General features: G+C 37.0%; 18 protein-coding genes. 6 read left to right on the top strand and 12 right to left on the bottom strand.

What is annotated here, in order from left to right; translation table 11 throughout:
- Positions 1–50: 50 nt before the first annotated feature.
- From EIB73_RS15055 to EIB73_RS10505, 4 genes are all read right to left on the bottom strand, one after another.
- Positions 51–203 carry a hypothetical protein gene (locus tag EIB73_RS15055; RefSeq protein WP_164467878.1) on the bottom strand — a complete coding sequence of 51 codons (153 nt, stop codon included), beginning with the start codon at positions 201–203 and terminating at the stop codon, positions 51–53.
- Positions 203–2236 (bottom strand): ferrous iron transport protein B, encoded by a 2034-nt coding sequence (gene feoB / locus EIB73_RS10515; RefSeq protein WP_228411230.1) that lies wholly within the window; start codon positions 2234–2236, stop codon positions 203–205. Before feoB ends, EIB73_RS15055 begins: the two co-directional genes overlap by 1 nt.
- A gap of 43 nt (positions 2237–2279) precedes the next feature.
- The gene (locus tag EIB73_RS10510; protein ID WP_125025199.1) at positions 2280–2534 is read right to left on the bottom strand and encodes a FeoA family protein; all 255 of its coding nucleotides are present in this window, start codon (positions 2532–2534) and stop codon (positions 2280–2282) included.
- A 142-nt stretch (positions 2535–2676) separates the two neighbouring features.
- The gene (locus EIB73_RS10505) at positions 2677–3567 is read right to left on the bottom strand and encodes a GLPGLI family protein (RefSeq protein ID WP_125025197.1); all 891 of its coding nucleotides are present in this window, start codon (positions 3565–3567) and stop codon (positions 2677–2679) included.
- Positions 3568–3697: 130 nt separating this feature from the next.
- Between EIB73_RS10505 and EIB73_RS10500 the strand changes: the two genes are divergently transcribed.
- The gene (locus EIB73_RS10500) at positions 3698–4195 is read left to right on the top strand and encodes a DinB family protein (protein WP_125025195.1); all 498 of its coding nucleotides are present in this window, start codon (positions 3698–3700) and stop codon (positions 4193–4195) included.
- A 71-nt stretch (positions 4196–4266) separates the two neighbouring features.
- On the opposite strand, the gene EIB73_RS10495 is transcribed toward EIB73_RS10500, so the two are convergent.
- On the bottom strand, positions 4267–6975 hold the full coding sequence (locus EIB73_RS10495; RefSeq protein ID WP_125025193.1) for a carboxypeptidase regulatory-like domain-containing protein: 2709 nt from the start codon (positions 6973–6975) through the stop codon (positions 4267–4269).
- Between the two features lie 167 nt (positions 6976–7142).
- Between EIB73_RS10495 and EIB73_RS10490 the strand changes: the two genes are divergently transcribed.
- Positions 7143–8024, top strand: coding sequence for a cupin-like domain-containing protein (locus tag EIB73_RS10490; RefSeq protein WP_125025191.1), 882 nt, complete (start codon positions 7143–7145; stop codon positions 8022–8024).
- A gap of 42 nt (positions 8025–8066) precedes the next feature.
- Here the strand turns inward: EIB73_RS10490 and EIB73_RS10485 are convergent, their stop codons facing one another.
- The 6 genes from EIB73_RS10485 to EIB73_RS10460 all read right to left on the bottom strand — a co-directional run bounded on the left by EIB73_RS10485 (position 8067) and on the right by EIB73_RS10460 (position 14261).
- A complete protein-coding gene (locus EIB73_RS10485) occupies positions 8067–8420 on the bottom strand; it encodes a DoxX family protein (protein WP_228411229.1) in 354 nt (117 codons plus the stop codon).
- Positions 8421–8509: 89 nt separating this feature from the next.
- The gene (locus EIB73_RS10480) at positions 8510–10207 is read right to left on the bottom strand and encodes a M14 family zinc carboxypeptidase (protein ID WP_125025189.1); all 1698 of its coding nucleotides are present in this window, start codon (positions 10205–10207) and stop codon (positions 8510–8512) included.
- A gap of 201 nt (positions 10208–10408) precedes the next feature.
- Entirely contained in the window at positions 10409–12205 is a 1797-nt protein-coding gene (gene lepA / locus EIB73_RS10475; protein WP_125025187.1) for a translation elongation factor 4, read from the bottom strand.
- Positions 12206–12626: 421 nt separating this feature from the next.
- Positions 12627–13139 carry a hypothetical protein gene (locus tag EIB73_RS10470; RefSeq protein ID WP_125025185.1) on the bottom strand — a complete coding sequence of 171 codons (513 nt, stop codon included), beginning with the start codon at positions 13137–13139 and terminating at the stop codon, positions 12627–12629.
- A gap of 10 nt (positions 13140–13149) precedes the next feature.
- Entirely contained in the window at positions 13150–13695 is a 546-nt protein-coding gene (locus EIB73_RS10465) for a hypothetical protein (RefSeq protein ID WP_125025183.1), read from the bottom strand.
- A gap of 14 nt (positions 13696–13709) precedes the next feature.
- Positions 13710–14261: an RNA polymerase sigma factor gene (locus EIB73_RS10460; RefSeq protein ID WP_125025182.1), complete on the bottom strand. Its 552-nt coding sequence runs from the start codon at positions 14259–14261 to the stop codon at positions 13710–13712.
- Positions 14262–14364: 103 nt separating this feature from the next.
- On the opposite strand from EIB73_RS10460, the gene EIB73_RS10455 reads away from it, so the two are divergent.
- From EIB73_RS10455 to porW, 4 genes are all read left to right on the top strand, one after another.
- Positions 14365–15117, top strand: a complete 753-nt coding sequence (locus EIB73_RS10455) for a Rossmann-like and DUF2520 domain-containing protein (RefSeq protein WP_125025180.1) — start codon at positions 14365–14367, stop codon at positions 15115–15117.
- On the top strand, positions 15107–15625 hold the full coding sequence (locus EIB73_RS10450; protein ID WP_125025178.1) for a KdsC family phosphatase: 519 nt from the start codon (positions 15107–15109) through the stop codon (positions 15623–15625). The genes EIB73_RS10455 and EIB73_RS10450 overlap by 11 nt, the downstream gene beginning before the upstream one ends.
- A 23-nt stretch (positions 15626–15648) precedes the next feature.
- Positions 15649–16218, top strand: a complete 570-nt coding sequence (locus EIB73_RS10445) for a Maf family nucleotide pyrophosphatase (protein WP_125025176.1) — start codon at positions 15649–15651, stop codon at positions 16216–16218.
- 77 nt (positions 16219–16295) lie between these two features.
- Entirely contained in the window at positions 16296–18809 is a 2514-nt protein-coding gene (gene porW / locus EIB73_RS10440) for a type IX secretion system periplasmic lipoprotein PorW/SprE (protein WP_125025174.1), read from the top strand.
- A 12-nt stretch (positions 18810–18821) separates the two neighbouring features.
- On the opposite strand, the gene tsaB is transcribed toward porW, so the two are convergent.
- On the bottom strand, positions 18822–19502 hold the full coding sequence (tsaB, locus tag EIB73_RS10435) for a tRNA (adenosine(37)-N6)-threonylcarbamoyltransferase complex dimerization subunit type 1 TsaB (protein WP_125025172.1): 681 nt from the start codon (positions 19500–19502) through the stop codon (positions 18822–18824).
- Positions 19503–19539 lie beyond the last annotated feature (37 nt).

Here is a 19539-nt window from a genome sequence, read left to right as displayed (position 1 = left end):
TACTCGTGTAAATAATAAAATACTGATAATGAAAACTTTATCGAATTAAATTATCCACAGCAATCAGAATCGCAACCTGGTTTTCCTTTCTTTTTAAATTTCTTAGAACTAAAATTTTTAGCAATGATTTTAAATAAAGAATAACCTGCAAACAAAACAATTGCAGCGATAATGACGTATTGAAAAATAAGTGAATTATCCATTATTTTAAAATTTGATAGACAATTAAGGAGGCAATATAAGCCAAGCCCGACATGCCGAAGAGTTGCGCCATGGTCCATTTCCAGGATTTGGTTTCTCTGTATACAACGGCCAAAGTAGAAACACATTGCATAGCAAATGCATAGAAGAATAAGATGGAAACTCCCGTGGCGAAACTGTAAATTGGTTTCCCATTTGGTTTCTTATCATTTCGCATTTTATCGATGATTTTACCTTCCGGGGCTTCGTCATCCAAACTATACAAAGTTGACATGGTTCCTACAAACACTTCTCTCGCTACAAAACTCGTTAAAATCCCAACGCCCATTTTCCAGTCGTAACCCAAAGGTGCAATTACCGGTTCAATGGATTTTCCCATTTTGGCGAGATACGAGTGATCTAATTTTACATCGGTAGCCACGAACTCTTTCTTATCTTGAGTCGGTCCGATATAACTGAAAAACCAAATCACGATACTGAATAAGAAAATAATTTTTCCGGCGCCCGTTATAAATTCCCAAACTTTACCGAGAACAATTTTAAAATCATAACCGAAAAGGGGCATTTTATATGAAGGCAAATCCATGACAAGGAAAGATTTTCCTTTGCTTTTAATAATTTTTTTAAGAATTAAGGCAGCAACTAAAGAGGTGAAAAATCCTAGGAAATACATTGCCATTAAAGCAATTGCTTTATAGCTGATTCCAATAAAAAATTTATTCGGAATAATTAAACCGATGATAATACTGTAAACCGGAAGTCGTGCTGAACACGTCATAAACGGCGTTACCAAAATGGTAATTAAACGTTCCTTGACATTTTCGATATTCCGAGTAGACATGATGGCCGGAATCGCACAAGCCGTTCCTGAAACCAGTGGTACAATACTTTTTCCGTTCAATCCAAAAGGACGAAGAAAGCGGTCCATTAAAAATATAACCCTCGCCATATAACCAGAATCTTCGAGCAGATAAAGGAAATAAAGTAAGATCCCAATTTGCGGCGCGAACACCATAATTCCGCCAACTCCCGGGATAATTCCATTCGCGATGAGTGAATTAATTGGTCCAGCCGGAAGATATTCATTCGCAAAACCAGATAACCAGAGGAAAAAATCTGAAATCCAGTTCATTGGATATTCTGCCAGAAAGAAAACACTTTGGAAAATGATTAATAAAATAAATCCGAAAATCAAATATCCCCAAATCGGGTGAACCAAAACCTTATCTAATTTTTCGGTCAACAATTCTTTGAACTGCGGTTTTTTTGAAAGAACTTTAGAAATTATTTTATCAATTTCCTGATAACGTCTAATGGTTTCCTGGGTCTGTAATCTTTTCGGAACCAAACATTTAACCTCATCATCATTCATCTGTTCCTTCACCGTTTCCAACTTACCCAAATAGGTTTCGGAGGAAAGTAAAGTCCATATTTTATATTGATTTTCTTCTTTTGTTTCGGAAAGGATTTTAAAAACTAATCCTTTATGTTCCGTTGGAATATCGAAAGAAACTTTGTCTGACTCCCGGAAGATTCCTTTGTGAATTTCTCTGCGTAACTCTTCGATACCCTGATTTTGTTTTGCGTTGGCCTGCAAAACGGTTACGTTCAGTTCTTTTGAAAGCTGGTCAATATCGATATTAATACCGCGTCTTTCGGCTTGGTCAATTTGATTTACAACTAATAAAATAGGAATTCCTAAGTCCTGAATTTGTTGAAAAAGGAGCAAACCTCTTTTCATGCTCAACGCTTCCAATATATAGACGACGCCGGAATATTGTCCCTGCTCTTCAATTAAAAATTTTGAGAGGATTGCTTCGTCTTCAGAGGTTGGGTATATACTGTAAGATCCCGGTAAATCGATGATCTCAACATGTTCACCACCATATTCGTAATTTCCTGAATGGCTGGCTACAGTAACGCCGGCATAGTTTCCTGTTTTTTGTTTTTTATTGCATAACAGATTAAAAACGGTGGATTTACCAACATTTGGATTACCGACTAAAAGAATTTGTTTGTTATTTGAAGTGTTCATTCTTCGCTCCATCCCGAAGGGTTTCGAGTGTTGTGGAGTATATTTAAGTTAAAGTTTCCACGATGATGAATCGCGCTTCTTCTTCACGCAACGCAATTCTGCTTTTTTCGTCTCCAAATTCTATATAAAGTGGTCCACGAAAAGGCGCCTGATACAGAACCTTAAAAACAGTTTCGGGCAGTAAGCCCATTTCAATAATTTTATTAGGCATGCCGAGGTTATCGTTTTCATAACCCAATATTTTCCCCGATTTATTTCTCGGGAAACAACATAATTTATCTGAATGATCTACTTTCAACACTATAAATTTTGATTCGCAAATATACGTTATTTAAATTAACTCTAAATAAGGATTGGGTCTCAAACTGATTAATTTCATAAAAAAACCTTGAAACATCCAGCGTTTCAAGGTCTCCAATATAATTTAGTAACAAGTCTCGTTATTTTTTCGCTTTTGCAGCTGAAATTTCAATGGGATTATCATTTGCATCATAGAAATCTCTCATTCTTTTTTCTGCATCTTTCATCATGTCGCCAATGGTTTGATCAGAGCCCGGCATTTTTTGAGACATCATTTCAGGCTTTAAATAAGGTCTTGCACTTGCCATAGGATCTTTTTTATAATCATTCAAAGTCTTATCGAATTTCTCTCTAGAAACCTCTACCACTTTACCGCCATCGCCACCCGGCATTACGGTTTCGATGTAAGGAATTTCATTAAAATTCTCTACTTTTTTATTTCCTTTAAGTTCCCAGGAATAATTATTTCCATCATCAGAAATTTTAACGATCAATCCAGGTAATCCACTGAATTTATAGGGTCCATCTTGAAATGGAATTGAACTTGTGAACCAAGCCGTCCATTTTCTTCCACCATATTCTGTTGTGGCTTTCTGGGTATTGTAATCTCCAATTTTTTCTTTTTGATTATCTATTTTCCAATTGAATTTTATCTCCTCGTTGTACCCAATATTCATGGGCGTAAATCCATTGGCAACACGATCGGTATATTGTACTTTCATGCTTGGATAAAATTTATAAACCTTTTCGGAAAACTTAGGCATGGTGATCGTTTTCGAAAGATCTTTGAACTGACCGGATTTTTGCATCGCCTCTACCTGAACTTTAAGGATCGAGTCTTGTGCGACCATGGTGTAATCTCTGTAGATAGATTTGTCCTTTGTAATGTCCAAAACAGCCATTACTTTATCCAATTTTGAAGAATCTTTTTTCGGCTTAAATGTAAGTTCATAAAAGAATCGGTTGGCTGTTTCCTGAGCATTTAATACAAAGAATCCCGTTATTAATGCTAGAGTTAAAAATTTTTTCATTTTTTTTAATTTCATAATTAGTGCGCGATTTACAGTTTTTGTTACATCTTTTGTGAAACTTTAATTTTTTTTAATACTTTCTTAAAACATTAATCCACCAGACCTTAGTACCTTTATAAAAACAAAAAATATGGAAACTTTACCGAACCTCAGAATTGAATTCGAACAGGAATACGCAACGACAAAGAATTTCTTTGACGTTTACCCTGAAGGAAAGAACGATTACGCACCGCACGAAAAAAGCATGAAAATGATGCCGCTGGCGACCCATATTGCTGAAATATTCGGTTGGCCTGAATTTATTATGAAAACAGAAAAATTAGATTTCGCAGCTGGCGATTACCAACCCACTTTTTTGCAAACAAAAGCGGAACTGCAGCAAAAACTCGAAGAGGATTATAAAAAAACGAAAGCCACTTTGGATTCCATGAGTGAAGATGATCTAAATGGCACTTGGTCCATGAATATGGGAGATCAAGTTCTTGCAGATTTCACAAAATATAGTGCAATGCGCCACGCATTGAATCAAATTACGCATCACCGAGCGCAGCTGGGAGTTTATTACCGGTTAAATGATATTGCATTGCCCGGAAGCTACGGACCAAGTGCGGATCACGAGAGCTTTTGATCTGATGACTCACCTCAAATAAAAATTCCACCCTCTTTAGTGAAGGTGGGATTTTCTGTAGTTAGATGCTGTTATTTGAAATTAAATTTAACCGTAAACATGACTTGACTTGGTCGCAACTCCATTCTCGTGTAACTTTCTGAGATTGCACTTGTCGCAAATCTTTCAAATACTTTTCTGTTTCCAATATTCATCCATTTCAACTCAAAATCGATTTTCTTTTTCGCCCACGAATATTGGTAAGATAAATCGTAGAAGGCATTATTATAGGTCGTCAGATTATTTCCAGAATTGATTTGATCCCAAGTAAAACCGATCGTATGGTTTTCTACCGGATAAAAATAGGTACTCAAATTATGGTTAAAACCTGAATTCTTTGAATCATTAAACTGATTCACCTGATGACTCCAGGAAAATGAAAGATTATAATCGATGCTCATCCAGGAAAAATAAGTGTTGTTAAATTTTAATCCTGCGGTTTGGGATGTGTTTTTATTAACGAAGAAATATTCTTCATTATTAAGGTCAGTTGTTAATTGATCAGATTTTGAAACCGAATTATTAAAACTTAAAGATGCATTGGTTTTAAAGGACGGGAAATATTTACCAATTTCTACACTCGCAGAATTTGAATTGCTTTGATTGTCTAATTCCCGGAAATTCGTCAAAATAAATCCAGAACCATCATTAATCGAATTTCCAATGATATTTCTATTTGTTTTACTGTATCGGTAACCAATATTCCCAAATAAATTATTCAGTGGATTTCTATATTCCAGTTTTGTACCTACCGACTTTGAGCGTGTTTCCGGAATCGGATTATCTGCAGACATAGCAGATGGCGAGGTTGGACTGGTGAAAATATAACCGGCGTAACTGTCATTCGTACTTCCAAAATTATAATTCATGTTCGCGTTAGCACTGGCTTTCCAGAAAGAGGCAAAAGTATATTGCGCAAAAACCATAGGTTCGAAAGTCAGTTTATTGATGCTTTTTGCAACATTTCTTTCCGGATCATCTGCTTTAATATTATTAAAATTAAAAGGGAACTGGGAATAAAGCATCCAGGAATTACTTTTAAAATTAATACCTAATGAAGCATAAGGCACCGCGTTGGTAAATTTTAAGTTATTGTTGTAATCATTTCCATAAGGTGAAAATGTAGAATTAGTAAGTGTTGAAAATTCGGTATTCAACTGATCATTAGAATAGTTAAAACCAACTTCCGGCGTAAAAGTCCAGTTTTTTGCGGTAAACCCAACACTTGCCGAATGGTTGATTTCCAAAGTTTTAATTCTTAATTTCTGTCTTACGGCATCTGTATCTTCAAAAAGAAAATGCTGAAATCCTAGCGAATCTTTATAACTTTTAAACTTTAAATAAGAAGACGGTGAAATATCGAGCGTTTGATGGTCATCCTGAAAACTGATGTAAGACATCACGTTCACCAATTTCTCTTTCCACGGAATGATGGTACTCAAGGAATTTTGAAAAGACGTAGTCGGCGATTCAATAGCTTCTGCTCCATTTCTTGTTCCGTAAATATCATTTCTGTTCACATCGGCTCGATCTGCATTCCAAAATTGAGAAAAGGTAGTCACATTTTTGAAAAAACCTTTCTTGGCATTCTTTGTAAAAATCAATTCTCCCTTCGCTTTATCCGTGTAAAATTTATTTGAAATATTCGTAAGATATTTCGTATTGCTAAGAAAATCAGTGTTTTCTGTGTATGATTCACGTGAAACGGCATTGTTGGTATAGCTTGCATTTGCTTTCAGCTCCCAGTCTTTACTTTTGAAAGGATTGGTCAAAAGGTTTGCTGATAAGTAATGAACATTGTTCATCAAATATCTTTTTTCCGGCAGATTAGGCGTAGATGCGTTCTCTACATTTAACCAGTCATTTTGAGAGACATTTCCTCTTCTTCCTTCATATCTATTTCCAAACGAAAGAATATTGCCTTCTTTTTCCACGGTTTCCCCGTTATTATTGGTTTTATAATTAATGACCCACTGATTTTTCTGTCCAAAAAACATTGGCGTTAATTTCAAATTCCAAAGCCATGGTTCTCCGAAACCTGTTCCTGCTTCTCCGCGCCCGGTCATGGTCACGCTGTTTTTCAATTTTACGTTGATGGCTGCATTTTCCGAGGGAACTTTATCCTGAAGTATTTTCACGGGTTGGTGATTCTCCATTACTTCTACTTTCTGCACCGCATCTTTTGGCAAAGAATTATTGATGGTTCCGTAACCGCCTTCCATCAAATCTTTTCCGTTGACATAGAATTTATTGATGGGTTCGCCCTGATAAAGAACACTTCCATCGGGATTGACATCAATTCCGGGAATTTTCTTTAAAACATCGGCCAAAGTACGGTCTGCTTTACTTTCGAAGGCTTTTAAATCGTAAGAAATCGTATCACCGCGTTTGGTGATCATTTTCGTTTTAATCTTTACTTCCTTAATTTCTGTAGCGTCGGATTCGAGCGCAAAGTTCTGAGAACTGTCTTGATTTTTTACGCTTTTTTGCAGAGGTTTTTGGTTAAAAGCTTTTATCTTGAGATCTACATTGGGTTCAGCAGTAGTAAAAGTAACTTTATATTCTCCTTTAGAATTGGTGATGGAGTAAGCAATAATCGCGTCTTTTCCCGGTTCTTCAACTGTTACACTCGCGCTTGGAACGGGTTTGCCATCTTCATCAGAAACAGTTCCTGTAATGGTAGATTGCGCGAAGGCGAAGACTGAAAGTAGAAGAACAAAAAAAGTAGAAAGCTTTTTCATAGATATTTTTATTAATTAGTACGGAAGTGTCTGTATTTGTTACAATGTGCAGATAGGATGTTCCATTGTACAGAAAGTTAAAACACCGATATAATTTAGATCGATATATAAAATAAGGTCAAAATCTTTTTTTTATTTACTTTTGTTCACTAAATATCATTTTATCTATGGGACTTCATTTACAACCAATCGATGTAGTTGATACTATTTCAAAAGAAGATTTTCGGAATAAGTACTTGCTTCCCAGAAAGCCACTGGTCATCAAAAATATGGCGAGAAGCTGGCCAGCTTTTGAAAAATGGACGATGGATTATATGAAAGAAACCGTGGGCGATGTAGAAGTTCCGCTTTATGATTCTTCGAAAGCAGATCCTGCAGCACCCATTAATTCCTCAGCAACGAAAATGAAATTTACCGATTATATCGATCTGATTTCAGAAAAACCCACGGATCTGCGAATCTTCCTTTTCGACCCCATCAAGTCCGCACCGAAACTTTTAGAGGATTATATTTCACCTAAAGATTTAATGGGCGGTTTTCTGGATAAATTTCCAAATATGTTTTTCGGCGGGAAAGGTTCTGAAACGTTTCTGCATTTTGATATTGATCTGGCGCATATTTTCCACACGCACTTTAATGGGCGAAAGCATATTCTTCTTTTTGAGAACAAGTGGAAAGAGCGGCTGTACAAAATTCCATTTGCAACCTACTCGTTAGAAGATTACGACATCGCAAATCCAGATTTTGAAAAATTCCCCGCCTTAAACGGCGTGGAAGGGATTGAATGTTTTCTGGAGCACGGCGACACTTTGTTTATGCCGACCGGTTGGTGGCATTATATGAAATATTTGGATGGCAGTTTTTCCATTTCGCAAAGAGCCTGGGATCAGTCCTGGAGTGTAAAGGCCCGTTCGCTTTACAATCTTACGATTCAGCGGAACTTTGACAATTTCATGAAAAGAAAATTCAAAAACAAATATATGGACTGGAAGGAAAAGAAAGCCATTGAACGAGCGAACCACGCATTAGAAAAAGGTTTGCCTAAATAATAAAAAAGCTTTTAGATTTATTTCTAAAAGCTTTTTACTTTTTTAAGACGTTTGGGATTTCTTGAGCGCATCGGTAGAATAAATTGCTAAGAAGATTAAAACGGGTTGAAATAGCAAGCGAACCAGCCTTTTGGTATCCGTATCTAATCCAAAACCGTCACGGTGTTCCAGGTATTGCGAAATATTACCGGGAAAAACCAAAACGAAAAATATTGCCAGAGCCAAGCCGGCATATTTTTTCTTTTTTACTAAAAACACCATGGCTAAGCCAAGAAGAATTTCAACCACGCCTGAAGCCAAGACGGTAAAATCTTTAGACAGAGGAATCCAATCCGGAACCTGAGCCTGAAAAGTTTCACGTGCGTAAGTCAAATGTCCGATTCCTGCTAAAATCATAAAAAGTCCTAAAGCTATTCATATTAATGTTTTCATATTCTAAATATTGTTTATCGTTTAAATTAAAAGGTGTTTGAGATATTCTGGTTCTACAGAATTCGATAGATCGGATATAATCCCACGCTTCCTTCATAGTAGTCAGAATGTTTATAAAGCCAATCGAGCTGGGCTCTTGAATCTTTGGCAAAGTCAGCATTAGATTTCTTTTCAAGTTCAAAAGCGGTGCGTAAATCTTTATTTGTTTTTAGTAATTCTGCGGCAGTATCTTCAAAAACGTAGTCAGAATAATATTCTTTCTGTCCCAAAATGGCATCAAAGAAATTCCAATTGAAGAAAGAATCAGTAGCTTCAGGTTCCAGCGTTTCCAGAATATATTTTACGCCGTACTGCTTGGTAGGAACTAAAACATCGCCTTTCCTAAATTTGTAGCTTCGGGTCTCTGCTTTTACCTGTGTATCATAATGAAGATAATGTCCTTCATAAGCATTTTTTGAGGTTTTGTAGTCTGCTATTTTGTATTGTTGTACAACTATGGTAGAATCTTGCTGAATCTTTTTCATAATGATATTATTCCTTTTCAAATACTCTAAAACTTTTTGTTCTGATTGTGGAATCACATAATAGGTTGGAATAGCAATTTCTTTCGTAGCACTATATTGGTTGTAAAACTTAACTTTTCGGTTAAAAGGTGTATTTCTGTCGTAGAACAATCTTGGTTTCCCGGAAACTTCGCTCGGTTTTTTTCCAGCTTCAAAACCTTTGAAATCAATCATTTGAAATTTCGTGCTGTCTACTTTCCACTGAATTGGATAACTCTTTTTGGGTTGATAATCTGCCAAAGTTTCAGCCATTAATTTTCGAATTTCCGCGGCGTTTTTTGCGGTATAATTAATAGCACTCAGCATATATTCATAAGTCGCACGAACGCGGTCTTTATAAGGTTTCAACATGTGGGTTTCGGCAACAGTTCCCATCGTATTAAAAAGCGTCGTATAACCCGTTGCATAACGCGGAGAATCCATAAATGCCGGAAAACCTTCATCCGGAGAATCGCCGTGGATATTGACATAAGGAGTGGTGAGAATTCCTTGCTTATCTAAAGTTTGTAGAATTTCAGGTTGCATTTTCTGGTTAAAGTAATTTCCAAGTTTGCTGCCCAATCTTTCCTTATTGGTAGAAATATAGGTGAATAAATATTGATAATCTGCTCCATTTGAAACGTGATTATCAATGAAGTAGATCGGTTTAAAATGTTGGAAAGTCTGTTGAAACGCCTTTGCGTTTTCGGTATCGTTTTTAATGAAATCTCTATTCAGATCATAGTTTCTGGCATTTCCCCGAAAACCGTATTCTTCCGGACCATTTTGGTTGGCTCGGCTATGCGATCCTCTTCTTAACATTCCGGAGATATTATACGCTTCAACCGCCACGACCCTTAAATTTTTCGCGGTAATTTTTCCGGTTACCAGATCGCGCATCATCATCATGGTAGCATCAATTCCATCGGGTTCACCTGGATGGATTCCATTGTTAATCAAGATGGTCGGATTATTTTTATCTACTGAAGCATTGTAAACAACAACTTTAATTGGTTCTCCATTATCATCAGTTCCAAACGACATAATAGATATCGTCGGAAAGTCTTTAGCCAAATCGTCATAAAATTTAACCATCTCTTCATAAGTGGTGGTTTGATTTCCGTTGCCTTTTTCGTAAGGTGTTTGGTATTTGGTTTGGGAGAAAATAAGGTTCGCTGCTAAAAGAAAAATTAAAGAAATAGATTTCATTGGGATAATTTAAGTGTCACGAATTTAAACAAAAAATTCCTGAACGAATTCAGGAATTTATAATATTATATAGTCTTTGAAGAAGCGAAAATCTGCAGCCCGGCTTGAGTGGAGCTCTTTTTATTTGGTGGCTGAGCTTGTCGAAGCCACAAAATAAAAAAGCGGGAACGGAAGACGGAAAAAGCTGCCCAAATAAATAGATTAATCGTTCAGCTTCAACACCGCCATAAATGCGGATTGTGGAACCTCTACTCTACCGATTTGTTTCATTTTCTTTTTACCTTCTTTTTGTTTCTCCAACAATTTACGTTTACGGGAAATATCTCCACCGTAACATTTTGCGGTAACGTCTTTTCTTAAAGCTTTGATGGTTTCTCTCGCAATAACTTTGGCTCCTAAAGCGGCCTGAATTGCGATATCAAACTGTTGTCTCGGAATCAGTTCGCGCAGTTTCTCACACATTCTTTTTCCGATATAATAAGCGTTGCTGTCGTGAATTAGGGACGAAAGCGCATCGACCATATCGCCATTGATCAGGATATCCATCTTCACTAATTTGGAAGCACGGAAGCCAATCGGATGATAATCGAAGGAAGCATATCCTTTGGAAACCGATTTCAAACGGTCATAAAAATCGAAAACAACTTCTGCTAAAGGCATATTGAAAACAAGTTCTACCCGATCTGAAGTTAGATAACTTTGATTCACGATCTCGCCTCTTTTCTCGATACACAAAGTCATTACCGGGCCAACATAATCGGATTTGGTAATGATTGAAGCTTTGATAAACGGCTCCTCAACGCGATCCATTAACATAGGATCGGTCATTTCTGACGGGTTGTTGATCAAGATTACCGTGTCCGGATCTTTTTTGGTGTAACCGTGGTAGGAAACGTTGGGAACGGTTGTAATAACATCCATGTTGAATTCGCGGTCTAATCTTTCCTGAACGATTTCCATGTGCAGCATTCCGAGGAATCCACAACGGAAACCGAAACCTAAGGCTGCTGAACTTTCCGGTTCGAAAACCAAAGAAGCATCATTCAAACGCAGTTTTTCTAAAGAGAAACGCAGTTCTTCAAAGTCCTCTGATTCGATTGGATAAATCCCGGCGAAAACCATCGGTTTTACTTCTTCGAAACCGTCGATTGGCTCTGTTGCGCCGTTTTCAAAAGTAGTGATGGTATCGCCCACTTTTACTTCACGGGCATCTTTAATACCGGAAATAATATAACCTACATCGCCCGTTTTAATTTCTTTCTTTGGGGTTTGTTTTAATTTTAAAGTACCAACTTCATCGGCTTCATACATTTTGTCGGTCGCCATGAATTTGATTCGCTGACCTTTTTTAATGCTTCCGTTAACGACTTTGAAATAGGCTTCAATTCCGCGGAAAGGATTATAAACAGAATCGAAAATCAAGGCCTGCAATGGTCCGTCTTCATTCCCAACCGGTGCCGGAATTCTCTTTACGATTTGTTCTAACAGTTCTAGAACGCCCTCTCCTGTCTTTCCGGAAACGCGTAAAACATCTTCATATTCACAACCAATTAAGCCCATGATTTCATCGGTTACTTCTTCCGGATTTGCAGAAGGTAAATCGATTTTATTCAAAATTGGAATGATGGTTAAATCATTTTCCAACGCTAAATATAAGTTGCTTATGGTTTGAGCCTGAATACTTTGCGCGGCATCAACGATAAGAAGCGCTCCTTCACAGGCAGCGATGGAACGTGATACTTCGTAAGAAAAATCAACGTGTCCAGGAGTATCAATTAGGTTGAGAACATATTTCTCTCCATCTAATTCATAATCCATTTGGATGGCGTGAGACTTAATCGTAATCCCACGTTCTTTTTCAATATCCATGTCATCCAAGGTCTGAGACTGGAGTTCTCGGGAAGTTACCGTATGGGTATATTCCAAAAGTCGGTCTGCCAAAGTGGATTTACCGTGGTCAATATGTGCAATAATGCAAAAATTCCGTATATTCTTCATCTATAATTATCGTAATCTGCAAATTTAATCTTTTTTGGTGGATATTATGAATGCCAATAAAATGTCTTGGAAGAAATTTAACTGCAAAAATATTTGATATTTAAAGATAGTATTTCCTTTGAAACCACCTATTTCAGGTGATTAAAGTACGAAAAACTCAGGATTGCATTTCGCTGACCTCTTGTTTTATCCTTCTCAATTTTTAAATTGGTGTGATTTTAAAGCACTTCTTTGCGATAGGGATCGCAACGGAAATCCCGGAGTATGCTTGGGAAAGGCGTCGGCACGAGGAATTGAAGTGAAGAGCCCGACCCGAGCGAGGGGTTTGAGTATTGGAGAGGGGATCGCCCAGAAAATAAAAAAAGAACGACCTCTACAAACTTTTTGCAGAGGTCGCTCAAACATTAAAAAAAATAAACTATTATGGTCGTCTACGCTGCGAACCGGCATTTGCAGGCCCGTCTTGTTTTCTGTCTAATATTTTTTTACGCATTTTCCCTTCCGTCTGGTACATTTTTAAAACCTGCTGGGGAGAAATTACTTTCATAAATTTTTTAGAGTAGTCTTTTCTGGTATCCAGAAGTTGCTGACCGACTTCAAAACTTTGATCCAGTTCCTTGGTCGCTTCTGCATCAGTCATACTTTCGTAATTATCTTTCGGATTGAACTTGCTTTTTATTTGACTTTGTTTTTCCTGATACTCATTGTATAACGATTTAAACTGCGGTTGCGTATTTTGAGGAACATTTAATTCTGTAACAATCATATTTTCCCGGTATTGCCTCAGCAATTCCATGCGCTCATTCGGTTCCATTTTCTGAAGAACTTCTTTTCGTGCTTCAGGTTTCATATTTTTCAAATCCAGACTTTGCTGCTGTGCAAAGCTAAATTGTGCTGATACGACTACAATTATCGCTATACCAATCTTTTTCATAGTGCTCATCTTAATTATACAAATCCAGATAAATATCCTGTTCTGAGTTTTTTCCAACATCTGCTAATTCTGCTGATGTAAAACTTGCTAAGATTTGATCTACTTGTAATTCTGACGTTTGTGGTTTTATGTTTTCCTTTTTACTTGCAAAATTTGCCGTTTGTGGTTTCGCAATGACCGCTTCTTTTGTTGTTTTCTTTGGATAGTTTTGCTCTTCAAAAGTTAAATCATTTTGTACAATATCTTTTGTATTTGCATTACTATCAATGGCACTGTTGTCTGATAATCCATAAGTTGCAGACTGAGCAGGTGCTGAAGTCGTAGTTACAACAGCAGGTGTTGCTTCGGCAGCCGGATCTGAATTAATAAAAATGGTAAATCCAAAAATCAATGCAATGGCAGCCGCTGCAGTATATGCCCAATTTAACTTAATGATCTTCCCTTTTTTAGGTGGGACAGTTTGAGCGATCACTTTCCTCTGCATGTCTTCAAAAAAACCTTCGGGTTCTGTAAAAACATTTTCGCGTTTTAGTTTTTCAATATCAAATTCTTTCATCTCTCGTAATCCTATTATTCTGTGTAGTTCTGTTTAATATAGTCTTCGACTTTTTGCTTGGCATAATGGTAATTGGTTTTTAAAGTACCTACCGACATGTCTAAAATTTTCGAAATATCCTCGTATGGTAAATCTTCATAATAACGCATATTGAAAACCAGCTTCTGTTTTTCGGGCAAACTTTGAATTGCCTTTTGTAATAATACCTGAATTTCATCTGCATCAGGCGCTACATTTTCTGCAACTAAATTTTGAAGATGACCTGTTGCTTCTTCATCAGACTTCTGCATTTTCTTTAATTTATTCAATTGCTGCAGAGATTCATTTGTCGCGATCCTGTATAACCAAGTATATAACTGACTCTCTTGCTTGAACTGATGAAAATTCTGATACGCCTTAATAAAAGTATCCTGCAGAATATCCTGAGACAGATCATGATCGACTACAAACCTTCGAATGTGCCAATACAACCGACTCTGATAAGCATCCATCATCATGCTAACCCCTTTTTCACGGGTTTTATCGCTTGACATCAACTCGATAATTTCGCTTTCCTTAATCTTCATTGAGATGCTTTCGGTGTTTGGATAGTAAATAGATTTAAAAGTTAAATAAGACTTCAATTTTTAGTCCAAACCAAAAGAAGTATCTTTGTTTATATTTCATTTTATGAAGATCGTTATTATAGGTTCCGGAAATGTAGCCTATCATTTAGCCAGAGCATTTACGGAAAATAAAATCCCGGTTTCCCAGATTTTTGGCCGGAACAAAAGCAATTTACAACTTATTTCGGAAGAAGTGCACCTTCCCTACTCTCATACACAATTAGAAGATGCAGATCTATATCTTATCTGTGTAAGTGACGGTTCGATTTCAGATGTTTCGAAATTGATTAAAAAAGACAACTGTTTAGTTGCTCATACTTCGGGTTCTTTACCGAAAGAGATTCTTACGGGTAATTATCGTAAAGCCAGTTTTTATCCGTTGCAGACTTTTTCAAAATCTGTGGATTTAAATTATGCCGAAATTCCCTTTTTTATCGAAGCAGAAAATAAGAAAGATGTAGAATTACTACAAGATCTAGCGGAAAGTATTTCAGAAAAAGTAATGGTTTCGACGTATGAAAAAAGGAAATATATTCATTTAACAGCAGTTTTCGCCTGTAATTTCGTGAATCATCTTTTTGCAAGAGCAAAGGAAATTTCAGATTCCCAAGAAATACCGTTTGATTATTTTTTACCTTTAATTAAAGAAACCACCGATAAAATTAAAATTCTAGAACCTAAATTTGCCCAAACCGGTCCGGCGGTACGAAATGATGAGCGGGTTTTAAAAGCTCATGAGGATCTGATTAAGGATGAAGAGCAACTGAAAATTTATAAAGTAATGAACGAATCGATAAAGGAAATGTATGAGTTATAAATCACGATTAAAAGATATTAAGGCATTTGTATTTGATGTCGACGGCGTATTTACAGATGGAAGTGTTTATTTGCTTCCCGAAGGAAGTATGACCCGAGTCATGAATGTTCTCGATGGATATGCCGTTGTAAAAGCCCGAAAATATGACTATCCGATTTGTGTGATTACGGGTGGCGATGATCCTATGGTCAGAAAAAGAATTAATTATTTAGGGATCATCGAATATTACGCAAAGGTTAGTGATAAACTGGAAAAATTTGAAGAGTTTAAACAAAAATATAATTTGAAGAATGAGGAAATTTTGACCATGGGCGATGACGTTCCTGATCTTGAAATGATGCGGATCTCGGGAATTTCGGCTTGTCCGGAAAATTCGGTGGCTGAAGTAAAACTCATCTCAGATTATATTTCACCGGTTCAGGGTGGAAAAGGTGCGGTACGGGATGTCATTGAACAGGTTATGAAAGTTCAGGGAAAATGGATGGAAGACCATACGAAAAGCGTTTAATTTTTTTCTCATATTTTTTTTAAATGAAAATATTATTAGCCTCAAATTCTCCGCGTAGAAAAGAATTATTGCAAAATTTAGGGTTCAAATTTGAAGTAGTCTCCATCAATTGTGATGAAGTATATCCGGACCATTTAGAAGTAGAAAACGTAGCGGCCTATCTTTCCGAATTGAAAGCTGAAGCCTTTCGTCCCTTAGAAGCCGGGGAAGTGTTAATTACCGCAGATACTGTAGTCGCCTTAAATCAGAAGATATTGGGTAAACCAAAAGATGCAATTCATGCAAAAGAAATGCTGTTGGAGTTATCTGATAATACGCATCAGGTTTTTACCGGAATTACCCTTAAAACAAAAACGGAAACTTTCACACAAACTGATGTGGCCGAAGTTTCGTTTGATACTATTTCATCGGAGGAAGCAGACTACTATATCACCCATTTTAAACCTTTCGATAAAGCGGGGAGTTACGGTATTCAGGAATGGCTCGGAATGGCAAAAATTAAAAATATGAAGGGAAATTATTACACCATTATGGGCTTGCCCACCCATTTGGTCTACAAGATTTTAAAAGATTTAGAACATAAGGCTTCTTAAAACAAAAATTCATTATTTTTACAAAAATTAATTGGCATTTTCATAATAAACGGCTAATTTGAAAGTTATACTAAATAATGAAAAAAACAATATACTTCCTTCTTGCAGTCGTGGTCTTTAATTCCTGTTCCTCGCGAAAAAAGACCAATGATTCTACTTTTATGAAAGGATTTTTTTCCTACTATAATACCCTTTTTAACAGCCAGGATGCTTTAGAAACGGAATTCAGAAATCGCGACAAAGCACATAAAGATAATTTTTACGCACCTTATATTGATCTTTTAACTTACGAAGACCAGCCATTAGGTGCTGATTTACAGAGTGATGGTGTATTTGGAGACGGGCCTGGAAGACCTGGAACTCCCAACACAAACTCTTTCGGATCTTCTCGTATTCCGGGGAATTCACAGCAAAATTCAGGAGGTCGAAAAGGCGCCTCTATTCTGGAAATATCTGAAGCAAAAGCCTTGAAAGCCATTGCCAAATACTCAGTAATGAAAGGCGGTGAAGAAAAGAATAAAAAAATGTTCGACGCCAATATTTTACTGGCACAATCACGAATTTACCGAAATAAACCTCTGGAAGCATTGGATGGTTTAAACTATATTTTCAACAATATGCGAAATGATAAAAGAATGCCGCTGGCAAGACTTTATCAAGGTTTGGCTTTCTCCAAAATGGAGGATTATCACCGTGCGGAGGAAGTTTTTGCAGATTTGAAAAAAAGTAAAATCAAAAAAGAGTACCGAAAACTTTTAGGCATTTATTATTCGGAAATGCTTTTGGCAGCCGGAAAAAAACAAGATGCTGTAAATGAATTAGACGATGCCTACGTTGTTAATAAAAACCGAAAATTAAGAAGTAGAATTGCCTTCTTACGCGGACAAATACTGGCTGATCTGGATCGCAATGAAGAAGCCAGAGAAAGTTTTGTAACCGCCTACAAAAACGCGAATGACTTTGAATTTGAAGTGAAATCTCAAATTGAAATCGCCAAAACCTTTAATGGAAAAGATGACGATTATGAAGGCGCAAAATCTTATTTAGAAAAAATAAGTAAGAAAGGAACTTACGGTTCCCGAAAGAATGAGTTTTACTATGCTTTGGGTTTAATGGCCAATAAAGCGGGTAAAAAAGAGGAAGCAAAAGCTTATTTCGCCCAGTCTCTAAAAGAGCAGGTTTCTGATCCTCAGGTTCGTGGTCTTGCCTATTATGAGATCGGAAAAATGTATTTTGAACAAAGCGATTATCTTTCTGCAGGAGCATTTTATGATTCTTCACTTGCGGTGATGACCTACGAACCTTCAAAAATTCTATTGCAGGATCAATCCCAAAACATCAAAAAAGTTTCTGCAAATTATTATCTTATCAAAAAAAATGACAGTATTCTGGCTTTGACGAAGATGCCGGAAGCTGAAAGAATTGCCTTTTTCAATAAATACATTGACGGTATTAAAATAAAAGAAGCACAGGAAGAATTAGAACGTAAAAGAGAGGAGAGAAGTAAAGGATTTGACACTGGCGACTACTCCGCAAATTCACCGTTTGCTTCGAATACAGGCGGTTTTCAAGATTTCGAAAGTTCAAAAGGGGGCTTTTATTTTGCGAACGTGGGAACTGTTGCTAAAGGAGAATCTACCTTTAAACAAATTTGGGGAAACAGGTCTTTAAATGATAATTGGCGAACTTCTGCAAGAACGACGACCATTGAAGATTTGAAAAATGAAGCCATGGGAATTTCTACTGCGCCCGATCCAAGACGTTTAGAACCCAGTTTCTATATCGAGAAAATCCCTACCAAATCAGAGGATATTTTAGCCCTAAAAAAAGCACGTGATACTGCGACTTTAGGACTCGGAAGAATGTATGAAACCTATTTTTCCGATACTCCACTGGCGACAAAAACTTTATATGACTTAGCAGATACGCAGCCCGAAGAAGATATTAAACTTCAGGCATTATATCAGGTTTTTGCGTTTAATTACGAGAAAAATCCCGAAGCTGCGGAAAGAGCGAAACAATTAATTTTGACTGAATTCCCGTATACTTCTTATGCTGAATTTGTGAGAAATCCTAAAAACAGTTCGTTCTCGCAATCTTCGGAAGAGGTTGAAAAATTATATGCGCAGGCTTTCGATCTTTATGCTGCAGAAAAATATGAGGAAAGTAAAACGGTGATTGAAACCGCCCTGGAGAAATATCCGAAAGACGCTTTGGTGCCGAAATTTACTTTGCTTAATGCCTTTAACAGTGGTAAAACTGCAGGGAAGGAAATCATGATTTTACAGCTGGAACAGATCGCATTAAATTATTCCCGAACTTTAGAAGGCGAAAAAGCGAAAGAAATGTTGAAATATCTGCGAAGTGATCTGGATATCGAAAGGACAGATGAATCAGGCAATGTCATTGAAACTAAAGCTGCTCCAGTTCCCGTTTCTATGGACAGTGATGATCCAATGCCTGTTCCGGGGAATACGGGTCCAGGCGGTCCACCGGGTTCAAGGAGAACGGAAACGCCCCAAAGAACGCCACGGATTAACAATAATCAATCTCCAAAAAGCTCAAGTCTGGGCGAAATAAAACTCAAATAAAAAAAGCGAACATCAGTCTTCGCTTTTTATCTTTTTTACGCCTTGAAAATCTTTCAGATAAAATGGGTCAAAATAAGCCACGTCTTCAAAATCCTTTGCATTGTATTTCGTAACAGAATGCCGAATCAAGTATTTTGCAGAAGGGAAGACCGTATCATTAAACTCCGCATTTGGAAGTTGTAGAAGCTCTTTCGATTTCTTCGCCCCATCGCCCACAAAAAGTATTTTTTGATCTGCATATTCCTGAAATGAATGCTCATCTAAAACCTTGGCTTCCGTATCTTTTATAAGTTCACTCGTTTTACCGTCATAAACCGCACAATAAACCTCCATTCTTCGGGCATCGACCATAGGAATCACAAGGTCATATTCACCATCTAGAAACGGCTCTATCATCGTTAATAGAGAATTGACCGCAATGAGTGGAATATGGATACCATAGCAAAACCCTTTCGCCGAAGACGCTCCAATTCGTAGTCCGGTGTAAGAACCCGGACCTTTGCCTAAAGAAATTGCATCCATGTCTTTTAAAGTTAGATTTGCTCCTTCCAAAGCCCACTCAACGTAGGTGTGCAGACTTTCCGATTGCTTGTAATTTTCAGAAACTTTTTCACATAAACATAACAAATCAGCACCATCTGAAATGGCTACTGAACAATTTCTGGAGGACGTCTCAATATGCAGAATTTTCATGGGCTTCATTTATTAAAGTTGCAATTTAAACATTAGA

This window comes from Kaistella carnis (assembly GCF_003860585.1).
GTDB classification, from domain to species: domain Bacteria; phylum Bacteroidota; class Bacteroidia; order Flavobacteriales; family Weeksellaceae; genus Kaistella; species Kaistella carnis.
Note: the sequence above shows the minus strand (reverse complement) of the source record. Positions and strands in the feature narration are given on the sequence as shown.

Bases quoted from the DNA above. Each gene is read 5' to 3' on its own strand.
- EIB73_RS15055 (WP_164467878.1), bottom strand. From the start codon at position 203: ATGGATAATTCACTTATTTTTCAATACGTCATTATCGCTGCAATTGTT.
- feoB (WP_228411230.1), bottom strand. From the start codon at position 2,236: ATGAACACTTCAAATAACAAACAAATTCTTTTAGTCGGTAATCCAAAT.
- EIB73_RS10505 (WP_125025197.1), bottom strand. From the start codon at position 3,567: ATGAAAAAATTTTTAACTCTAGCATTAATAACGGGATTCTTTGTATTA.
- EIB73_RS10500 (WP_125025195.1), top strand. From the start codon at position 3,698: ATGGAAACTTTACCGAACCTCAGAATTGAATTCGAACAGGAATACGCA.
- EIB73_RS10495 (WP_125025193.1), bottom strand. From the start codon at position 6,975: ATGAAAAAGCTTTCTACTTTTTTTGTTCTTCTACTTTCAGTCTTCGCC.
- EIB73_RS10490 (WP_125025191.1), top strand. From the start codon at position 7,143: ATGGGACTTCATTTACAACCAATCGATGTAGTTGATACTATTTCAAAA.
- EIB73_RS10485 (WP_228411229.1), bottom strand. From the start codon at position 8,420: ATGATTTTAGCAGGAATCGGACATTTGACTTACGCACGTGAAACTTTT.
- EIB73_RS10480 (WP_125025189.1), bottom strand. From the start codon at position 10,207: ATGAAATCTATTTCTTTAATTTTTCTTTTAGCAGCGAACCTTATTTTC.
- lepA (WP_125025187.1), bottom strand. From the start codon at position 12,205: ATGAAGAATATACGGAATTTTTGCATTATTGCACATATTGACCACGGT.
- EIB73_RS10470 (WP_125025185.1), bottom strand. From the start codon at position 13,139: ATGAAAAAGATTGGTATAGCGATAATTGTAGTCGTATCAGCACAATTT.
- EIB73_RS10465 (WP_125025183.1), bottom strand. From the start codon at position 13,695: ATGAAAGAATTTGATATTGAAAAACTAAAACGCGAAAATGTTTTTACA.
- EIB73_RS10460 (WP_125025182.1), bottom strand. From the start codon at position 14,261: ATGAAGATTAAGGAAAGCGAAATTATCGAGTTGATGTCAAGCGATAAA.
- EIB73_RS10455 (WP_125025180.1), top strand. From the start codon at position 14,365: ATGAAGATCGTTATTATAGGTTCCGGAAATGTAGCCTATCATTTAGCC.
- EIB73_RS10450 (WP_125025178.1), top strand. From the start codon at position 15,107: ATGAGTTATAAATCACGATTAAAAGATATTAAGGCATTTGTATTTGAT.
- EIB73_RS10445 (WP_125025176.1), top strand. From the start codon at position 15,649: ATGAAAATATTATTAGCCTCAAATTCTCCGCGTAGAAAAGAATTATTG.
- porW (WP_125025174.1), top strand. From the start codon at position 16,296: ATGAAAAAAACAATATACTTCCTTCTTGCAGTCGTGGTCTTTAATTCC.
- tsaB (WP_125025172.1), bottom strand. From the start codon at position 19,502: ATGAAAATTCTGCATATTGAGACGTCCTCCAGAAATTGTTCAGTAGCC.